8 protein-coding genes and 1 pseudogene are annotated in these 19,333 nt (G+C 67.9%); 3 read left to right on the forward strand and 6 right to left on the reverse strand.

Annotation, left to right across the window (positions count from 1 at the left end):
* Window positions 1–77 precede the first annotated feature (77 nt).
* Window positions 78–410, forward strand: coding sequence for a hypothetical protein (locus ACV7NQ_RS04955; RefSeq protein ID WP_463358531.1), 333 nt, complete (start codon window positions 78–80; stop codon window positions 408–410).
* 735 nt (window positions 411–1,145) lie between these two features.
* Here the strand turns inward: ACV7NQ_RS04955 and ACV7NQ_RS04960 are convergent.
* The 3 genes and pseudogenes from ACV7NQ_RS04960 to ACV7NQ_RS04970 all read right to left on the reverse strand — a co-directional run bounded on the left by ACV7NQ_RS04960 (window position 1,146) and on the right by ACV7NQ_RS04970 (window position 2,354).
* On the reverse strand, window positions 1,146–1,643 hold the full coding sequence (locus tag ACV7NQ_RS04960) for a pentapeptide repeat-containing protein (protein WP_463358532.1): 498 nt from the start codon (window positions 1,641–1,643) through the stop codon (window positions 1,146–1,148).
* Window positions 1,644–1,726: 83 nt separating this feature from the next.
* Window positions 1,727–1,859: pseudogene (locus tag ACV7NQ_RS04965) on the reverse strand (IS5/IS1182 family transposase); the annotation flags it as partial.
* Between the two features lie 114 nt (window positions 1,860–1,973).
* Complete coding sequence (locus ACV7NQ_RS04970; RefSeq protein ID WP_463358533.1) at window positions 1,974–2,354, reverse strand: hypothetical protein; 381 nt, start codon at window positions 2,352–2,354, stop codon at window positions 1,974–1,976.
* A 601-nt stretch (window positions 2,355–2,955) separates the two neighbouring features.
* On the opposite strand from ACV7NQ_RS04970, the gene ACV7NQ_RS04975 reads away from it, so the two are divergent.
* Window positions 2,956–3,765 carry a DUF2637 domain-containing protein gene (locus tag ACV7NQ_RS04975; RefSeq protein WP_463358534.1) on the forward strand — a complete coding sequence of 270 codons (810 nt, stop codon included), beginning with the start codon at window positions 2,956–2,958 and terminating at the stop codon, window positions 3,763–3,765.
* A gap of 739 nt (window positions 3,766–4,504) precedes the next feature.
* Window positions 4,505–4,720, forward strand: a complete 216-nt coding sequence (locus ACV7NQ_RS04980; RefSeq protein WP_463358535.1) for a hypothetical protein — start codon at window positions 4,505–4,507, stop codon at window positions 4,718–4,720.
* A 311-nt stretch (window positions 4,721–5,031) separates the two neighbouring features.
* Here ACV7NQ_RS04980 and ligD read toward each other — a convergent pair whose 3' ends face one another.
* The 3 genes from ligD to ACV7NQ_RS04995 form a co-directional block, all read right to left on the reverse strand.
* Window positions 5,032–5,982: a non-homologous end-joining DNA ligase gene (ligD, locus tag ACV7NQ_RS04985; protein ID WP_463358536.1), complete on the reverse strand. Its 951-nt coding sequence runs from the start codon at window positions 5,980–5,982 to the stop codon at window positions 5,032–5,034.
* Window positions 5,983–7,093: 1,111 nt separating this feature from the next.
* Window positions 7,094–7,399, reverse strand: a complete 306-nt coding sequence (locus ACV7NQ_RS04990; RefSeq protein WP_463358537.1) for a M48 metallopeptidase family protein — start codon at window positions 7,397–7,399, stop codon at window positions 7,094–7,096.
* Between the two features lie 138 nt (window positions 7,400–7,537).
* Window positions 7,538–19,312 carry an SDR family NAD(P)-dependent oxidoreductase gene (locus ACV7NQ_RS04995; protein ID WP_463358538.1) on the reverse strand — a complete coding sequence of 3,925 codons (11,775 nt, stop codon included), beginning with the start codon at window positions 19,310–19,312 and terminating at the stop codon, window positions 7,538–7,540.
* Window positions 19,313–19,333: the final 21 nt, after the last annotated feature.

Genomic DNA, 19,333 nt, shown 5'->3' on the forward strand with positions numbered 1-19,333 from the left:
GCCGCAAGGCGACCTGCGACGGTACGACCCATACCGGAAGCTTGACGCGAACTTGCCTTCAGGTAGGGAGTGGACGCATGACAACTCCGATCAACACCGTTACCCGGTGGGGCGAACTTGCGGTTCGTGGCGTCCGTCATGATCCGCCCGATGCCGGCAAGATCGCGAAGGTGCTCGTCGAACTGGCGCGAGAACAGATGGCCGACAAGCCACGTCGTCGTGACGACCGCACCGCGATCGGTGGCGGGAGTTCACCTTTGCCGCCCCGCCGGTCCACGCCGAGGCGGGCACGACAACTCGATCAGGACCACGTCCAGATGCTGATACACGACTATGTCGCTGGCGCAACGACCTGCGAACTGAGCAACCGATTCGGTGTCGACCGCCGCACCATCAGCGCCATCCTGTAGCGGCACGACGTGCCGATGCGCCGACGCGGCCTGTCCCCCGACCAGACCGACGAGGCGATCCGCCTCTACCGTCTCGGTTGGTCCCTGGCACGAGTCGGGAAACACTTTGCCGTCGATCCGGCCACCGTGTTGAATCGTCTGCGCGAGCGTGGCGTCCGCACCCGCGACACACACGGGCGGGCTCGGTCCTGACATCAATCCATGATGACCAGGTGAGACCGCACTTGCGACGAGCATGGCTCGTGGTCGCGGTAATGAAAGAGTGCCTTCCGACTTAATCAACACCGAGCGGGAACGAAAACACACCTTGGGGGCCAACTAGAACAAGAAAACAGGCGCTGACCAGGAGATATGTGACACCCGACCGAAGCTGGTCTCATGGCTGAAAGACAGCAAAACCCCTGATCAATAGCACTATTCGTGTCAATTTGTGGAGCTAAGGGGACTCGAACCTCCTGGTCCCCGACCGTCGAAACTGCTGGTCACAACCGTAAAACGCCGCTCTACCAGCGGTTCTGAACTACATCTAACGACGTTTGAGTACGTTTCGATACGCAAACATACACGTTTCTGGTGACACCGTCACCAGGGATATCACCGGTTCACGGGTCGCACGCTGGTGACGGCGTCACCAGCCATTCCCGTTCGAAATTCGTGGGCCGCGATGCCTACAGACGCAAACCATGGCACAGGTGAAACAGGACTACAGCCCTCACTACTACGCGGTGAGAGCGGCTACGCGGACGAACCGGCCGCGCTGCTACCTCTGAGGTGGTTGGAATCCTCATCTGGCCAGATGGTCGTCTCGTCGTGCCGTACGCCAACTAGTTTGGCGGCGGTCAGGTCCGCGCTGGTGAGGTCCACACGAGTGAGGTTGGCACCAGTCAGGTCCGCGCCGGTCAGATCCGCACCGGTCAAGTCCGCGTCAGTCAGGTTGGCGCCGGATAGGTAGGTTTGGTCGGCATCAGCTGATCCAAGAGACGCTTTCTCAAGAGTCACGCCGACGAAGACAGCCTCGGTCAGGTCCGCACTTATGAACGCCGCTTGGTCCAGGTCCACTCCGACGAACATGCCGCGTGTCAGGTCAGCGCCAACGAGAATCAGGCGCAGAAGATCACCGTGAAAGCGGTACAGACCTGCGAGGCACGTCCCCGCGAGGCTCAGAATCGTTACGGTATTCGAGGCGGCTGGCCCAGCCAACACCGCGACGGCGGCGTCGATGTCGTCTGCCACGGCGCTGCCAGCAGCTTAAGGGTTGTCCCGTAAATGACCTTCGGGGCTGGTCGGATGCGGTCGGCCGCTGCGGCCGGGTCCGCTTATCCGGCGAGGTTGAGGTTGTGGAGGCGGGCAACGCATGGCGTGGTGGACGCCGTTGCCCTTCAGGCGGCAGTCGCGGAGGATCTTCCAAGTCTTCATTCGGGCGAAGGCATGTTCCACACTGGCACGTACCGGCCATTTCAAGATCATCTCAATGTGGGGATCCAAGCTGACAAGTCACCTATGCGTCGGCTTCAAGCGCCCCTTGCGCCAGCGCAGCGCGGCAGCGAGCCGCCTTGGTGGCCGTCACCATAGCGACGCCCCACTCGCGCATGATCGCCCTGGTGCGGTTTTCCTTGTCGGCGGGATCGCGATACCGGCGGTGCTGGTCCTGGGTGCGGCGGTGGCGCGGAGCCGGTCGGCGATATGGATGCGTTCGTCCTCGGTCAGATACCGCGACTTGGACGTAGCGGAGGCCGCCCGCTCGGCACGAGCGGGCGGCCTCCGGCGTTTCGGATCGTCCCGGCCGTTACGCCACTCGCGCCCGGTGCGCTCGTTGACGCCGACCATCTTCGATGCCGCTTTGTTGCTGTAACCGAGTTCCACAAGACGGAGATACTCCGCCCGCTCGGCCCGCAGCTTCTTACGCCCCTGTGGCTTCCGATCAGCCCGTGTCTTGAAGTCCATCGCAATCTCCCCTTAACTGGGGTGTTGCGACGATCCCTAGAACCAAAGATCACCTGGTAGGGGGTTGTTTTCTTGCTCCCCCATCTGGACTCGAACCAGAAACCTGCCGTTTCTGAGTAGACGGTTTTTCTGAGTTCTCAAGAGTTCCCGAAAGCGCCCGTGAGCTGCACGGATGCCGGAAATTTGGATCCCAACGAATCCCGTTGAATCCGAACAATCGCTGAAAGCGTGACGTTTGCGTGTCGTTGGTCGAGTGGCCCGAGAAGAGTCGGCAGTTCGCGTTGCCCCGAATCCAGGGCGGACCAGTTCCGATCGGGCCACTTCGATGGGCGCCACATCACCATCTTCTCGCCACCCGACCGCCGCGCCCGCCCTGGAGCGGAACCGCGACGGTCGATCAGCGACCACGCCAACCGGCCGACAGCCTTCCCTATCCGACCCGTCAGGAAGCGGTCACATGCAGCCGATCGGCAATACCGCCAACGTCTCACCTCGTCCACGAACCCTCGAACCTGCGTGCTCCCCACCACCTCCCGCAACGGGCGACGGACAGCCGAGAGCACATACCTTCTTCTGATGCGTCCTCATCACCGCCGCGACGGTGAGCGTCACAGGCAACGCCACCCATGCGGTCCTGCACGCGCCCGCCCTGCCGGCGATCGCAGCTGCGGTGCCCATCGTGCCGCCGGTCGCCCTGCTCGCCGCGGTGCACGGCGTCGCCGTCCTTGTCCACGCGCACTTCACCGCGAGCCTCACCCGCGCAATCGCCACCGTCATGACCCTGCTGATCGCGGCCGCCGCCTTCCGGCTGTCGTTCACTGCCCTGCGCGCACTGGCTCTGCTCGCTGGAGTCCCCGACAGCGAAGCATGGCTGTGGCCACTGATCATCGAAGGCTCGATGACCCAAGCCACCGTGGCGTTGCTCGCGCTCGCCCACTCGCAGGGCCGTGCACAAAAGCCCGCACAGCCCGGTTCCGACGAGTGCATCGACGCCGCCGACACGGACGCCGCACCGACCGATGAACGTCTCGACAGTGCGCACATCGTCGAAGACAAACCCGCCGTACACACGCGCAGATCGCTCGAATCGTGCGACGGTCAGTGGGCGAAGGTGGCGCAGATGATCTGCGACCGAGACCGATCCCGGCGCCGGGATCCAGACGTAGTCGCCGCCATCCTCACGCACCACTACGAGGACGGACGAACGCCCACCCAGATCGCCCGCGAAGTCGACCGGAGTCGATCGGCGGTCGGCGAGGTCGATGAACCGACCAGGCATGGCTCGTCGTCCAGGCGATGCCCGGAATGCGGCAAGGACCCCGCCCGCATCGTCGCCTACGAGCCGATAGGACTCGTTGCCGAACGGCCGGAGAAGGAGATCCCGCCCAGGCCGTCACCACCAAAGCCATAGAGCCGCAAACAACTCGAAGCTCGTGTCGCCGAACTTCGAGGCGGAACTCGAAGTCGAGCGCCGTCGCGGCTCTTCGAAGAAGAAGTCTTTGGCGTGTCGGGAAACGACACGCCGAAGACTTCAACACTTCAGCAATGCACCAGCAAACTTCATGGAGGTCCCCGCGGTGGCGCGGACAACAGCACGCCCGTTCCGACCGCACCGCGGCATCGACACCCTCCCCCACCCAGATCCAATCCTCGATCGCTCCGGCCACTCAGATAAGGCTTGAGCGCCGTCCGGTCGGGCTCAGGAACTGTCGGCATTCGCACCGGTGCCCGGAATGGGTCGAGCCTTACTCGGTATGACATTGCCCAGGCCAGCCACTGCTGCGCCTGCGCTGCTTCGTGGTCCGGCAGTAGTAATCCATGTCACAGTTCCGGGCACAGCCACTCGCACCCATGGCACCGATCTCTATTCGGGCGTGGGACTAGCTTCCACCGGCTTGGTGCCTGTTTTCGGCACTGCGACAGTCGAGCGCACACACACCACCGAACTCGCGCGGAGCGCGCGAACCCGCACGCGGTCGCGACGACCCGGCCTGACAGACCGCTGCGGCGAGGAAGGCTGCGGACAGCGTTCATTCGGCGCGACTCGAGCGACGCGTTGTCGAGATTGAGCTGATGCTCAGCGGACGCGGCGGGTGGTAGCGGGGCCACGGTCGAGCGGGCAGCGACGACCGGCGGCGGTGTGTTCCCTCATGAAGGAACCGTCGCCCGGCGGTGGCGCGCAGGGTGCCGGGAGCGAGGACCAGACCGGCGTCCTCACCGACAGTGCGGACGATGTCGTCGACGGTGCGCACCGCCAGACGCCGGTGCGGAGCACGCATGGTGACGAACAAGGCCCGCACCACGGTGCTGCCACGGAGGAGTTGACGGCGGTGGGCAAGCCACGCGACCAGCGCGGCCGGCGGTGAAGCCTGGTGCCTCGGCTCGCTGAGGATCGGCCGACTTGCCGACCCCGTCGGGTTCGACAAGTTTTCGTTCCAGCCGTCGTCCATGTACCTGCGCGGATACGGTGATGCGCTCCGGCAGGCCTTCAACGCTGTCCTTCGTCATCAGAGCGAGGCCGCCGAGGTGCTGACTGACTCATCGGAGCTGATCACCGAGACACCCGATGCGTCGTGACCGGAGCGCGTAAGGGGACCCGCTGGGACGGATCCCCTTATGTGAACTCTCGTCCGGTCCAGGGTGACCGCGCCGTGGCCGGGTTTCCAAACACGATCGGCTAGCCCGGCAGGGTGATCTCGGTGAGTTCCTTGTCGCTGCGCAGGCCCCGCCAGCTCGGGTGTCGCAGCCCTTCACCGGTGTATTCGCGGTATTCGATGTCGCCGATCAGCTCCGGCCGTACCCAGTGCACCGCTGCGGGGCGGGCACGACCACCGAGAGGCGTGTCGAACGGACTTTCCGATGTGGCGAGTTCGTCGAGTCGTGCCCTCAGGCTGCGGCGGGCCGCCATCGTGAACCCGGTGCCGACGTTGCCGATGTAGACGAGGCGACCGGCGGAGTCGTAGGCGCCCAACGCCAGCGACCCGAAGGTGCGCGACATCATCCCGGTCCCGGGCGTCCACCCGGTCACGATCGCCTCGGTAGTTCGGCGGATCGGGGTCTTGATCCACACCGGCGACCGGCGACCCGGATGGTAGGCCGATTCGATCTCCTTGGACACGATGCCCTCGAGGTGGTGCTCGCGGGCCACTTCGAGCATCCGATCGGCGTCGACCTCCAACCAGTGCGGCGGGACGCTCACCAACGGTGCCGACAAATCGAGGCCGTCCAGGCGGGCACGCCGAGTCAGATAGGGAAGCCCCGTGACATCCTCGCCGTCCGCGGTCAATACGTCGAACCCGTACAGCTGCACCGGCACCGACCGGATCAGCTGCTGAGTGGGCCGCACGACATGCATACGACGTTGCAGCAAACCGAACGATGGTGCGCCAGACGGCTTCTGCGCGATCACTTCGCCGTCGAGAATCAACTCCCGACCCCGCGCAGACTCCGCGATCGCTGCGGCGAGCTCCGGATAGGAACTGGTGACGTCTCGACGGTTTCTGCTGTACAGGCGGCAGCTGTCGCTGTCGCAGACGACGATTGCGCGCACGCCGTCCCACTTCATTTCGATCGCCCAGGCAGCAGTATCCGGCGGCCTCCCTGCGACGGCCAGCATCGGTTCCGGCACCGCAACCACACCATCAGCGTACTTTCAGCTATCGATCCTGATTCGCTATCGACGCAGCGCTGCCAGGCATGTCATTATACGAACATATGTTCGACAGAAGCGGCCTTCAGGAAGATGGCGAGCGGCCCGACAGGCCGCTGGCCGGGCTGCCGCGCGCCGCACAACTGGACGCGCTGCGCGCCCGAATGGCGGCGATCCCGGGCAAAGTCGGCGCCGCTACCGTCCCACCAGTGCCCGTGGCGGATGTCCTCGAGATCCCAGGAGGACTCGGTGAGGCGCTACCCGATGGCGGACTGCCGCGCGGCTGTGTGGTCGGCTGCACGGGCGGCGGCTCGGTGCTGCTCGGATTATTGGCCGCCGTCACCGCCGCTGGCGAAACGGCAGCGGTCCTGGGCAACCCGAGAATAGGCCTACTCGCATTCCACGAGATGGGTGGCGACCTCGGACGACTCGCGCACGTGCCGAACCCCGGAGACGACCCGATGGCGATCGCCGTGGTCCTGCTCGAAGGCGTCCCCGTCGTGGTGCTCGACGTCGCCGGATCCGCACCGCCGTCACGGTCCCGCGCGGTCGTCGCGCGCACGCAGCCACGGCGCCGTATTCATCGTCACCTCCCCCGGCTGGGCCCGGCCGGATCTACAACTGGAGTGCCGGCCCGCCGCCTACACCGGTCTCGGCCAAGGCAGGGGTCGCCTGCAGGCGGTGCATCTCGATGTCCGCGTATCCGGGCGTGGCGCTCGCCCGCGCATCTCGCGACTGACCCTCGCCGGAGCCGGGCCAGGCCGGACATGCTGGACTCGGCAGACCGCGGTCGCGGCGATCGCCGGCCCGCTCACGCAAACCGGATGAGCGCCACTATGGACGACGACAGGTACGCGGCGTTGCGCCGACTTCAACCGCCTCGCCCCGTTCTGGTGAACCCACGCAAGGTATGGATGCTCCCCGACCGAACGCCGAATCGCGACGGACCCGCAGCCCTCGGTGTCGCCGCCTTCAGCCTCGACCCGCAGATCACGACACCGATCCGCAAGCCGCCGTGGATCGACCGCCATCGACCTCCGGGGCGTTCACCGTCATCCAGAGTGCGTACCGCTCGGGGCTGTTCTCTCAGTCATGTGGCGACTTTGACGCTCCAGCTCTCGCCACACTCTGGCACCATCGCGGACATCATGGCCTGGAACCGCTTTCCGTGGGTTGGATAGCGAAGGTGCAGCAGTTCATGAACGATGACGTAATCCTGGAAGGCATCATCAGCACCGGACAGTTCCTCAGCGAACTTCACGACGCCGTCGCTTGAGCAGGAACCCCACTTCCGCGGCATGTCGACGATTTCGACCCGCTTTGGGTTGACACGCAGCTTCAGCGCCCAGGCCATGACGCGCCGCTTCAATTGCTGGTCAGGGTACAATTTCGCCATTCGCATCATGCTCCCGTCGTCTCTTCGAGAACTTGCATGATCAGTTCCACTGCCTGTGCCCGCCTGTCCGCCGGCATTCCGATTCCGATCAGAGGGCGGTACAGAGTCTGGCGCAGCCGCCGATACTCGTCGGAGCTTTCAGCCCAGTTCGGCATCGTGATGCTGGTCGATGAGTTCGAAAAGATCCTCGACACTAGCCTGCTCGACTTCGGTCCGGATGGCCGGTTCCACCCGCGCCTGTGTCAGGAGTTCCCGCAGCCCTTCGGTGAGGCGATCCCGTTCGGCGTTCGAAGGGGGGCTCGCCAGCAGTTCACGCAGCGCGGCCAAGTGCTGGTCGACCACCGAATTCACCGGAGCGGCCGGGACCTGCGAGAGCAGGAACCCTGCCACGGCGGCCGCCGTCGGATAGTCGAAGACCAGTGTCGCGGGCAATCGCATATCCGTGGCCGCGGCCAGACTGTTCCGGAGTTCGATGGCACTGAGCGAATCGAGGCCGAGCTCGTTGAACGCGATGTCCGGATCGACGTCGTGCGCCGAGGAAAGCCCCAGGACCGCCGCTAGATGTTCCCGGGTAACCTCCAGTGCCAGCGACTCCCGCTTGTCCTCGGGCGCGGCGGCGAGTCTGTTCAGCAGATCGCCACCGGTCGTGGTGGTCTGTGTGCTCACCCGCCGGGTCCGGGCCGGGACCAGGGAGGTGAGCAGCTCGGGGAGCACCCCGGCAGCGGCCTGGCCGGCCAGCGTCGCGGTCTCGAACTCGGCTCCGATGACCACGGACTCGTCCATGCCGAGGGCGGCGTCGAACAGCGCCAGCCCGGCGGGGTCGCCGAGTACCCGCATACCCATCCGCTCCATGCGGCTGATTGCGACGTGGTCCAGACTGCCGGTTAACCCGGTGTTCTGGTTCCACGGGCCCCAGGCGAGAGACAGCGCCGCAAGCCCCTGCGCCCGGCGGTTCCGGGCGAGAGCATCCATGAAGGAGTTCGCCGCCGAATAGTTGCCCTGTCCGGGCGAACCGATGGTCGCCGCGAGGGAGGAGAACAGGATGAACGCCGAGAGACCATGGTCCCCGGTGAGGTCATGCAGGTTCTGGGCGCCCGCCACCTTGGGCGCCAGGACGCGGTCGATACGGTCCGGACTCAGGGATTCGATCGTGGCGTCGTCGATCACGGCCGCAGAGTGAATCACCGCGGTGAGCGGGTGATCATCTGCTATCGCGCCGAGCATGGCGGTCACCGCCCCCCGGTCCGCGACATCGCAGGCGACGATGCGAGGCCGGGCGCCCAGTGCGACCAATTCGGCTACCAGCTCCTGGGCCCCGTCGGTGGCCGCCCCACGCCGAGAGGCGAGGAGAAGGTGCCGGACCTGGTGGACACTGGCCAGATGCCGGGCAATGAGCGCGCCGATGCCGGTGGTTCCGCCGGTGATCAGGACGGTGCCGTCCCCGAAGGGCCCGGTTGGTGCGTGAGTCCTCTGAGCCGTGTTCCCTGGGACCAATCGCGGCACGAATACGCGGGAATCGCGAACCATAGCCTGCGGCTGATTCGAAGCGAGCAGGCCGCGCACAAGATCGGCGGAGAGTTCCCCGTCATGGTCGACCAGGATGATCCGATCCGGGAATTCCGCGTGGGCGCTGCGAGCCAGGCCCATGACCGCCGCGGCGGCCGTATCCACCGGTTCAGCGAGTCGACCGGCCGCCCGCAGGGTGGCTATCACCAATCGGGTGTCGGCCGAACGCTCCGCCGCCAGCCACAATCGGAGCGTGTCCCACGCGGCGTGGACCGCATCCCGGGCCGAGGTGGTCTCCGCGCCGGCGGACCACACGATCACATCGGGCATCGTCTCGGCGGCGGTGAGTTCACCGACAGTGGAGTAATGCAGGTCGACGCCGGGAATCCGAACCGTTCCCAGAGACGCCAATGCCACTGCCGCAGAGGCGGATTCGGCAGATTCATCGGGCTGCCAGCGGATGACCAGCGGCGTATGGCCAGCGCTCCCACCGGCCGCGCGCAGCGACGCCGGGTCCATGCCCCTGACCGTGACCGTATCGATGGTCAGAACAGGCCCGCCCGTGGAGTCCACAAGTTCGATACCCACCCGGCCACTACCATGTCGCCGCACTCGAGTGCGGACCGCCGACGCGCCCCGCCGCCGGAGACGGACCCCCGCGAAGGAGAACGGCAGCGGCACCTGCCCTCGCGCCAGCCCTTCGGAGAGGACATCGGCACCGGCGTGCAGGCAGGCATCCAGGAGAGCCGGATGAATGCCGAACTCCGATGCGCCACCGGCGGTCTCGTCGAGAGAGACCTCGGCGAACGCTTGCCCACCCCGGGTCCAGAGCGTGGTTACGCCCTGGAAGGCCGGACCGTAGCCGAACCCCTCGGCCGACAAGCGGTCGTAAAGGGACCCGGCATCCATGGGCCGTGCGCCGCTGGGCGGCCAGACCGGTTCATCCCAGGCCGCCTCGGGTGTCGTGGCGGCCGTGAAGGTGCCGGTGGCGTGCGTCGCCCACTGGATCTGCGCATCCGGGTCCGCATCGCCCATCGGCCGGGAATGGATCGTGAAACCGCGGCGGCCCGAGTCGTCGGGTGCGGCGACGCTGAGCTGAAGATCCACCTGGGATCTCGCGGGGAGAACGAGTGGGGTCTCGAGCACCAATTCCTCGATGACTTCGGTCCCGAGCCGATCCCCGGCGGCGAGGGCCAGTTCGGCGAACCCGGTGCCGGGAAACAGGATCGAACCGGCGACCGAATGATCGGCCAGCCACGGATGTGTGCGCAGCGAGATACGGCCGGTGAACAGCCACTCCCGCGTACCGGCGAGCGGCACCGAGGCTGTCAGCCATGGATGACCGAACGAGTCGCTCACGCCGGGAGCCACCGGCCGCGACCAATAACGCTTGTGCTGGAAAGCATACGTGGGCAATGAAATTCGTTCCAGGTGGCGGCGTGCGAACAGCGAGTCCCAGCGTACCGGCAGGCCCGCTGCGTAGGCCTGCCCCAGCGCCGAGACGAATGAGCTCACCTCATCCGCTGAACGCGGGGTGGACGAGGCCACCACCAGCGCTGCCCGTTCGATCTCCGGCCGCTCGGCCAGGCAGCCGCGGATCATGGTCGCCAATACCTCGTCGGGACCCACTTCGATGAATCGGCGCGCGCCGGAATCGATCGCGATCGCCACCCCGGGCGCGAATCGCACCGCCTGCCGCACCTCGCGCACCCAATACTCGGGATCGGTCAATTCGTCCCCGGCCCATCCACCGGTCACAGTGGAGACTATCGGCAGCGACGGCTGATGGTATGTCAATGTCCTTGCCACCACACGGAATTCGTCCAGCATCGGGTCCACGAGCGCCGAGTGGGACGCGTGGCTGATGCGCAGGCGAGTGGTCTTCACTCCGGCGTCGCGGAGTTGATGTTCGATCGCGTCGATACTGCCGGCCTCCCCGGACAGAACCGTCGACGAGGGACCGTTCAACGCCGCGACCGATATCCGGTCACCGAAGACGCTGATCAGCTCGATCGCCCGCGGCTCCCCAATCGCCACCGCCAGCATCGCCCCGCCGGCGGGCAATGCGCCCATCAGCCAAGCACGGGCCGCTACCAGCGCGCACGCGTCGGTCAGCGACCACACCCCGGCCGCATAGGCCGCGGTGAGTTCCCCGATCGAATGCCCGATCAGCAGGTCCGGGGTGACCCCCAGCGATTCCCACAACCGCAACAGCGCCACCTCGAAGGTGAACAAGGCGGGATGAGACCATTCGATACGGTTCAGCGAATCCGCCGAATCCGCCGCGAACATCACCTCTTTGAGGGGCGGCGCGGCATCCGGCGAGCCTCGATGGCTGGTGATCAGCGGGTCCAACTCCGCACTGATCTTGTCCACTTCCGCCGCGAAAACGGGGAACGTCTCATACAGATCCCGGCCCATCCCCGGACGCTGCGCCCCCCCGCCGGTGAACAGGAACGCCGTTTTCCCGGGAACCGGTTCGACCGAGACCGCACCCGGCGCTGGCGATCCCGATCCCAACGCTGTCAAACCGGCGATCACCTCGTCGTGATCGCGGCCGGTCACCACGCCCGATCGGTCGAACCGGGCCCGCGAATCCAGCAGGCTTCGCGACACCGCCCAGAGGTCGGAGTCCGGATGCTCGATCAGCCACTCCCGGAGCCGGTCGGCCTGATCACGCAGCGCCTGGGCCGACTTCGCGGACACCACCACCGGAACCACCCCGGGCTCGGCAGCCGGCTCGGCCGATGTGACGCCGTCACCTACCGGCCGTGACGACGCCGGCATCACGGGAGCTTCCTCGATGATCACATGCGCGTTGGTCCCGCTGACCCCGAACGCCGACACCCCGGCCCGGCGGGCCCTGCGGCCGGTGGCCGGCCAGGGCTGAGCCTCGGTCAGCACCCGCACCGTGCCCGCCGACCAATCCACATGCGGGCTCAGCTCGTCGGCGTGCAGTGTCTTGGGCAGAATCTCATGACGAAGCGCCTGAACCATCTTGATCACGCCACCGACACCGGCCGCGGCGATCGTATGACCGATATTGGATTTCACCGATCCGATCCGCAACGGTTCGCCGTCCCGGTCGCACCCATAGGCGGCGATCAGCGCGTTCGCCTCGATGGGATCCCCCAGGGGGGTGCCGGTGCCGTGGGCCTCCACCGCGTCCACATCGTCCGGCGTCACACCGGCGTTGGCCAGAGCGGCGGCGATGACCCGCTCCTGCGCGCGGCCGTTGGGCGCGGCCAGGCCGTTACTCGCGCCGTCCTGGTTGATCGCGCTGCCCCGGACCACGGCCAGCACCTCATGACCGAGGCGCCGGGCGTCGGAAAGTCGTTCCAGCACAAGCACACCGACGCCCTCCGAGAAACCGGCCCCGTCGGCTCCGGCGGAGAACGGCTTGCAGCGGCCATCGGCCGCCAGACCGCGTTGACGGGCGAAATCGATATACATATAGGGGTTCGCTGTGACGGTGACCCCACCGGTCAATGCCAGTGAGATCTCCCCGCTACGCAGCGCCTGGCGGGCCTGGTGCAGGGCGACCAGCGAGGATGAGCAGGCGGTGTCCACCGTCACCGCGGGCCCCTGCAAACCGAAGGCATAGGCGACTCGGCCGGAGACCACACTCGACGAGGTACCGGTGAGCCGGAAACCCTCGAGCTCGCCACCGGCCACCTGATCGAAATAGCCCGAATAGCAGGCGCCGGCAAATACACCGGTTTCACTGCCATGCAACACATGTGGATTGATACCGGCGTTCTCCAGCGCTTCCCAGGAGGCTTCCAGGAACAGGCGTTGCTGCGGATCCATCGCCGTGGCTTCCATCGGGCCGATACCGAAGAAGGCCGCGTCGAAATCGCCGGCGGTGCTGAGGAATCCGCCGCGCTGGGTATAGACCGTGCCCAGGGTGTCGGGGTCGGGATCGAACAGCCGCTCCAAGTCCCACCCGCGATCCGCCGGGAAATCACCGGTCGTATCGGAGCCCTCGGCGAGAATCCGCCACAGATCGTCCGGCGACTCGATACCACCGGGGAATCGGCAGCTCATACCCACGATGACGATCGGGTCGTCGGTTAGCGCGAGCGACGGGCGAGCGGCGGGTTCCCGCGCTGCGGAGGGCTCGATCAGCGACAGCAGATGGCCCGCCAGGCCCGTCACCGTCGGATGGTCGAAGACCACTGTCGTGGGCAGGGACAGGCCGGTGGCCTTGACCAGACGGTTGCGGAACTCCATGACACCGAGCGAATTGAGCCCGATCTCCTTGAAAGGCTTGTCGACGGAGAGGGATTCGGCGTCGTCGTGGCCCAGGACCGCCGCGGCGTGCACGCGAACCAGCGCGAACACGGCCTCTTCGCGTTCGGCGGGTGTGCGGCCCCGCAGCCGCGCCGCCAGATCCGAGGATCCGCTCGCCGCGACACCGGCCCGCCGCCGCGCCGGACGGACCAGACCACGCATGATCGGGAGCAGGTCCGCCGGATCCGCCGCATCGAGTCCGGCGCGATCGATCCGGACCGTGACCGGGGCCGGAACACCGGCGGCGAAGGCCGCGTCGAACAACTCCATCCCGTCCGATTCCCCGACCGGCACGAAGCCCAAGCGCCGCACCCGGGCCAGATCGGCCGCTTCCAGATCGCCGGTCATCCCGGTGCTCTGCTGCCACAGTCCCCACGCCATCGAGGTCGCGGGCAGCCCGGCGAGAGTGCGCTGCCGGGCCACCGCGTCGAGGAAGGCATTGGCCGCGGCGTAATTGGCCTGGCCGGGACCACCGACCACCGCGGCGAGCGAGGAGTAGAGCACGAAGAAGGACAGGTCCAGGCCCGCGGTGGCCTCGTGCAGGTTCCATGCGGCATCGACCTTGGGGCGCAACACGGTGGCGAGCCGGTCCGGACTCATCTCGGTGAACAGGCCGTCGGCCAGCAGACCGGCCGCGTGCACCACACCGGTGAGCGGATGCTCGGCCGGAATCGCCGCGAGCACCCGGTCGAGGGCGGCGCGGTCGGCCGCGTCGCACGCCACGATCTCGACCCGAGCACCGAGTGCGGCGAGTTCGTCGCGTAGTTCCGCCGTACCCGGAGCGGCCGGGCCACGACGTCCGGCCAGCACAAGACGGCGCACACCGTATTCGGTGACGAGATGGCGGGACAGGATCGCGGCCAGACCACCCGTTCCACCGGTGATCAGTACCGTCCCCGCCGGATTCGGCGGCGCCGGAACGGTGAGAACGTTCTTGCCGATGTGGCGGGCCTGACCGAAGTGCCGGAACAGCTCCGGCGCCCGGCGCACGTCCTGGGCGGTGACCGGAACGGGGGGCAGCGCCCCGGTCTCGAAGAGTCCGGCGAGGGTGGCCAGGATTTCGCCCAGCCGCTGCGGACGCACATCGAGTAGGACGAAGGTGTGGTACTCGACGCCCGGATGCCGAGCGGCCACCTCGACGGGGTCGCGTTCGTCGGTGTGCCCCAACTCGACGAAGCGGCCGCCACGCGGCAGCAGCCGGAGTGAGGCGTCCACGAACTCGCCGGTCAGCGAGTTCAGGACGATGTCCGCGCCCTCGCCCCCGGTCGCCGCCGCGAATCGGCTCTCGAAACCCGGAGCACGAGAGTCGGCGATGACATCGTCGTCGAATCCCAAGTCCCGCAAGATATTCCATTTGCCCTTGCTGGCGGTCAGCAACAGCCGCAACCCCAGATGCCTGGCCAGCTGGATGGTCGCCATGCCGACCCCGCCGGTCGCGGCGTGCAGCAGCACGGTCTCGCCGGCGCGCGCCGCGGCCAGATCCACGAGGCTGTAGTACGCCGTGCCGAAGACGGCCGGGACCGATGCCGCCTCGGCGAAGGTCCACCCGTCCGGCATCCGGGCGAGCAGCCGCCGATCGGCCACCACCGCCGAGCCGACCCCGGAGGTGAACCCGAAAACCCGGTCACCCGGCGCGAATTCGGTCACGTCGGGTGCGACGTCCAGCACCACACCGGCGCTTTCCGAACCGATACCGGCCGTACCGGCCCGGCCGTCGGAGAACTGATTCAGGGTGATGAGGACATCGCGGAAATTGAGCCCGACCGCCCGCACGCTCACCCGGACCTGCCCCGGTTCCAGTGGCGCCGCCGCGGCCGGATTCTCGGTGAAGACGAAATTGTCCTCGGCCGAGGTTCCGGCGCCGCGCGTGGTCAGTTCCCAGGCCGCGCCGGTGTGCACCCGTTCGCTGCCGAGCACCGGATCGGCGCCGTGCGCCAGCCGCGGCGCGTACGAGACGGGGCCTCGCACCGCCAACTGCGGTTCGTTGTCGGTCGTCAGCGCCGCCGCGACATCCTGCTCGAGGGTGGACCACTCCTCGATGTCGACCGCGAGTATCCGGTCGGGGTGTTCGCTCTGGGCGCTGCGCAGCATCCCCCACGCCGCCGCCGCGGACGGGTCCACCACCTCACCGGGGCCCACCGCCACCGCACGCCGGGTGACCACGACGATCGTGGGATCCTCGCCGAGCAGTCGTTGCAGCCGGGTCATGAGGGTGGTGACCACCTCCCGCGTCGCGGTCGGCAGATCCCGATCCGGTGTCCGCTCGTCGAGGCGTACCACGGCCACCGTCCGGTCGGCGAGGGTGACGGTTTCCGCGCCGTCCACCCGCTCCCACCTTCCGGTATCGGCGACCTGCGGTGTGGGCGAGGGGACCCAGTCCACCACCCGGTACCCCGCGCCGCCCGCGCGCCGCATCGACCCGGCCAGCGCCGAGCGCTCCAACGCGTGCAGACGCACCGCGGCCACCTCGGCGACCGGCGCACCCGACGGATCGGCCAGGGTCACCGCGACCGATCCGTCGGCCGCACCGTGCAGGTGAACGCGCACGCTGGTCGCGCCGGTCGCGGACAGGACGACGTTCTCCCACGAGAAGGGCACCGCGATCTGCCCGTCCTCGACGGCCGGGGCCGCGCCGCCCAGGGCGATGGCGTGCAGGGCGGCATCCAGCAGTGCGGGATGAATACCGAACTGCCCGGCTCGCGCGCGCACCGATTCCGGGAGTGTGACCTCGGCGAAAATGTCGTCGTCGCGCCGCCACAGCGCGACTAGTCCCTGGAAGGCCGACCCGTACTCGTAGCCCGCCGCCGCCAGGTCGGCATAGGCGCCCGTCAGGTCCACCGCGGTGGCATCGGCCGGTGGCCAGATCACCAGATCCTGGTCCGCCGTGGCGATTTCGTCGTCGGTGACCACGGTGGCGACCGAATGACGAATCCAGCTCCGCTCGCCGTCGACGGCCCGCTCGGCGGCATGATCCTGCGCGGGACGCGAATGGACCGATACCACTCGGGCGCCGCCCGCATCCGGCCCCGCGGCCACCACCCGCAGCTCGGTCGCCCCCACGGGGGGCACGATCAACGGCGCCTCGCTCACCAGCTCACCCAGCCGGGGGCAATCCAGGATCGCTCCCGCGTGCAGGGACAGCTCCACCAGCGCCGCACCGGGCAGCAGCACGGTTCCCGCGACCGCGTGATCGGCCAGCCAGGGCTGGTCAGCCAGGGATATCCGGCCGGTGAACACGACGTCCGCCGAATCGGGCAGCCGGACCAGCGCGCCCAGCAGCGGGTGCCCGCCCTCGTCCAGACCGGACCGTCGCACATCGGCGACCGCTGTCGGCTCCAGCCACAGGTGCTTGTGCTGAAATGCGTAGGTGGGCAACCCCACTCGGTTCGCGACCGGCGCCAGCGCCGCCGGGTCGACCTCGACGCCGCCGCACCGCGCCTGTGCCAGCGCCGCGGTCATCCGCCGGACGCCGCCGTCCTCGCGCCGCAGGGTGCCCTGCACGACCACCCGATCGGTCATGCCGATCGATCCGGCGGTCGACTCCATCCCGAGGGTCAGCACCGGATGCGGGCTCACTTCGATGAAGGCGTCGATCCCCTCGCGCTGGGCCGCCTCCACCGCCTCGGCGAACCGCACTCGCTCGCGCAGGCTCCGGTACCAGTACGCGGGGTTCAAGGTCTCGGTGCCGACGTCCTGCGCGGAGACCGTCGAGAGGAACCGCACCGAACCCGGCGTGGGCGCTACCGGCGCCAGCTCGTCCAGCACCCGGTCCCGAATCGATTCCACCGCAACGGAATGCGAGGCGTAATCCACCGGAATCGTACGCGCCCAAATGTTTTCGGCCTCACAACCGGCCACGAAATCGACGATCGCCTCCGCGTGCCCCGACACCACGACCTGTCCCGGGCCGTTGACCGCCGCGATGGACAGCCGATCACCGAAACCGGTCAGCCGCCGCGCCACCGCCTCGGCCGCCAGATTCACCGAGGCCATACCTCCGGTCCCGGCGAGTTCGGCGGCCACGATCCGCGACCGCAGGGCGACCACGCGCGCCCCATCCGACAGGGACAGACCACCGGCGACCACCGCCGCCGCGATCTCACCCTGCGAATGCCCGATCACCACCTCCGGCTCGACCCCGGCGGCCCGCCACACCCGCGCCAGCGCCACCATCATGGCGAACAGCGCCGGTTGCACCACCTCGACCCGGTCCAGCGACGCCGCACCCGGATCGCCCCGCAGCACGGCCGTCAGCGACCAGTCCGCGAACGGCGCCAACGCCTGCTCGCACTCGGCGATCGCCTCCGCGAAAACTCCACCGGCCGCGAGCAATTCGGCGCCCATGCCGATCCACTGACTGCCCTGCCCCGGGAAGACGAACGCCACCCGGCGCGCGGTGGATCGAGCGGACACCACCTCGAACCCGCCGGTGCCGGGCAGCGCCGCGGGATCGGCCAGTGCCTGCGATCCCGCGAGCAGATCCGCCCGATCGCGCCCCACGATCGCACCCCGCCACTCCAGCCCCGCGCGATGCCGCAACAGCGTGTGCGCGATATCCGCCGGATCACCGTCCGGGTGCGATCGCACCCAATCGCCGAGCCGGGCGGCCTGCTCGCACAGCGCCTCCGCGGTGGACGCCGACACGATCCAGGACAGGACGCCGCGATCACCGAACACCGGATTCGCCGGATCGCCGTCGCTGTCACCGTCCACAGAGGGCTCCGCGCTCGGCGCCTCCTCGATAATGAGATGCGCGTTGGTGCCGCTGACGCCGAAGGAGGACACTCCCGCGCGGCGCACTCGCTCACCGGACGGCCACAGCTGCGGCTCGGCCAGCAACCGCACCCCCGCGGTGGACCAATCCACATGCGGCGTAGGTTCTTCCACGTACAACGTCTTCGGCAGGATCCCGTGCCGCAACGCCTGCACCATCTTGATCACACCGCCCACCCCGGCGGCGGTGGAGGTATGCCCGATGTTCGATTTGAGCGAGCCCAGCGCCAGCGGATCGGCCGCGCGCCGACGGCCGTAGACGTTGATCAGCGCCTGCGCCTCGATCGGGTCGCCCAGCTTCGTCCCCGTGCCGTGGGCCTCCACGGCGTCGACGTCGCGCGGGTCGAGACCGGCCCGGGCCAGGGCCGCACGGATGACCCGTTCCTGCGAGGGCCCGTTCGGGGCGCTCAAACCATTGGACGCTCCGTCCTGGTTGACCGCGCTGCCCCGCACCACGGCCAGCACCTCGTGTCCGAGCCGCTGGGCATCGGAAAGGCGTTCCAGCACAACGACTCCGAGCCCCTCGGAGAACCCCGTGCCGTTCGCGTCGGCGGCGAAGGCCCGGCACCGGCCGTCCGGCGACAGGGCCCGCTGCCGGGCGAACGCGATCAGCAGTGCGGGGTCGGACATCACGGTCACCCCGCCCGCGAGCGCCAGCGCGGTATCGCCCCGATAGAGCGCCTGGCAGGCCAGGTGGATGGCCACCAGCGACGACGAGCACGCGGTATCGATCGAGATCGCCGGACCCTCGAAACCGAAGGTGTAGGCGACGCGGCCCGACACCACGCTGTTCAAGCCGCCCAGATACGCCGCCCCTTCGATCTCGGCCGCCACTCCGGGCGACCCGATCCGGGGACCGTAGTATTGCTGACCGACACCGGTGAACACGCCGGTGTCACTGCCGCGCAGGGATATCGGATCGATCCCGGCGTCCTCCAACGCTTCCCAGGATGCCTCCAGTAGCAGGCGCTGCTGCGGGTCCATCGCCAGCGCCTCGCGGGGACCGATCCCGAAGAACCCGGCGTCGAATTCCCCTGCGGTATGGAGGAATCCGCCCTCCTTCGCGTAGACCGTGCCCGGCGCCGCGGGATCCGGGTTGTACAGCCGCCCGATATCCCAGCCCCGATCGGCCGGATAGTCGCCGATGACGTCGGCGCCCTCGACGACGACCCGCCACAGATCCGCCGCGCTGCTCACCCCGCCGGGATAACGGCAGGCCATTCCCACGATCGCGATCGGCTCCCGGGCCCGATCGGTGACCTCGTGCAGTTTCTGCTTGGTCTCGAACAGCTCTACAGCGGTTTTCTTGAGGTATCGGCGAAGCTCGTCGATATCGGCCATCGGTGGAACTCCTGATCGAAA

This window comes from Nocardia sp. Tas62D01 (genome assembly GCF_055232035.1).

What these genes read in the sequence shown, in the direction of transcription:
- ACV7NQ_RS04990 (WP_463358537.1), bottom strand. Translation starts at nt 7,399, where the DNA reads ATGGCGAAATTGTACCCTGACCAGCAATTGAAGCGGCGCGTCATGGCC.
- ACV7NQ_RS04980 (WP_463358535.1), top strand. Translation starts at nt 4,505, where the DNA reads ATGAAGGAACCGTCGCCCGGCGGTGGCGCGCAGGGTGCCGGGAGCGAG.
- ACV7NQ_RS04970 (WP_463358533.1), bottom strand. Translation starts at nt 2,354, where the DNA reads ATGGACTTCAAGACACGGGCTGATCGGAAGCCACAGGGGCGTAAGAAG.
- ACV7NQ_RS04955 (WP_463358531.1), top strand. Translation starts at nt 78, where the DNA reads ATGACAACTCCGATCAACACCGTTACCCGGTGGGGCGAACTTGCGGTT.
- ACV7NQ_RS04995 (WP_463358538.1), bottom strand. Translation starts at nt 19,312, where the DNA reads ATGGCCGATATCGACGAGCTTCGCCGATACCTCAAGAAAACCGCTGTA.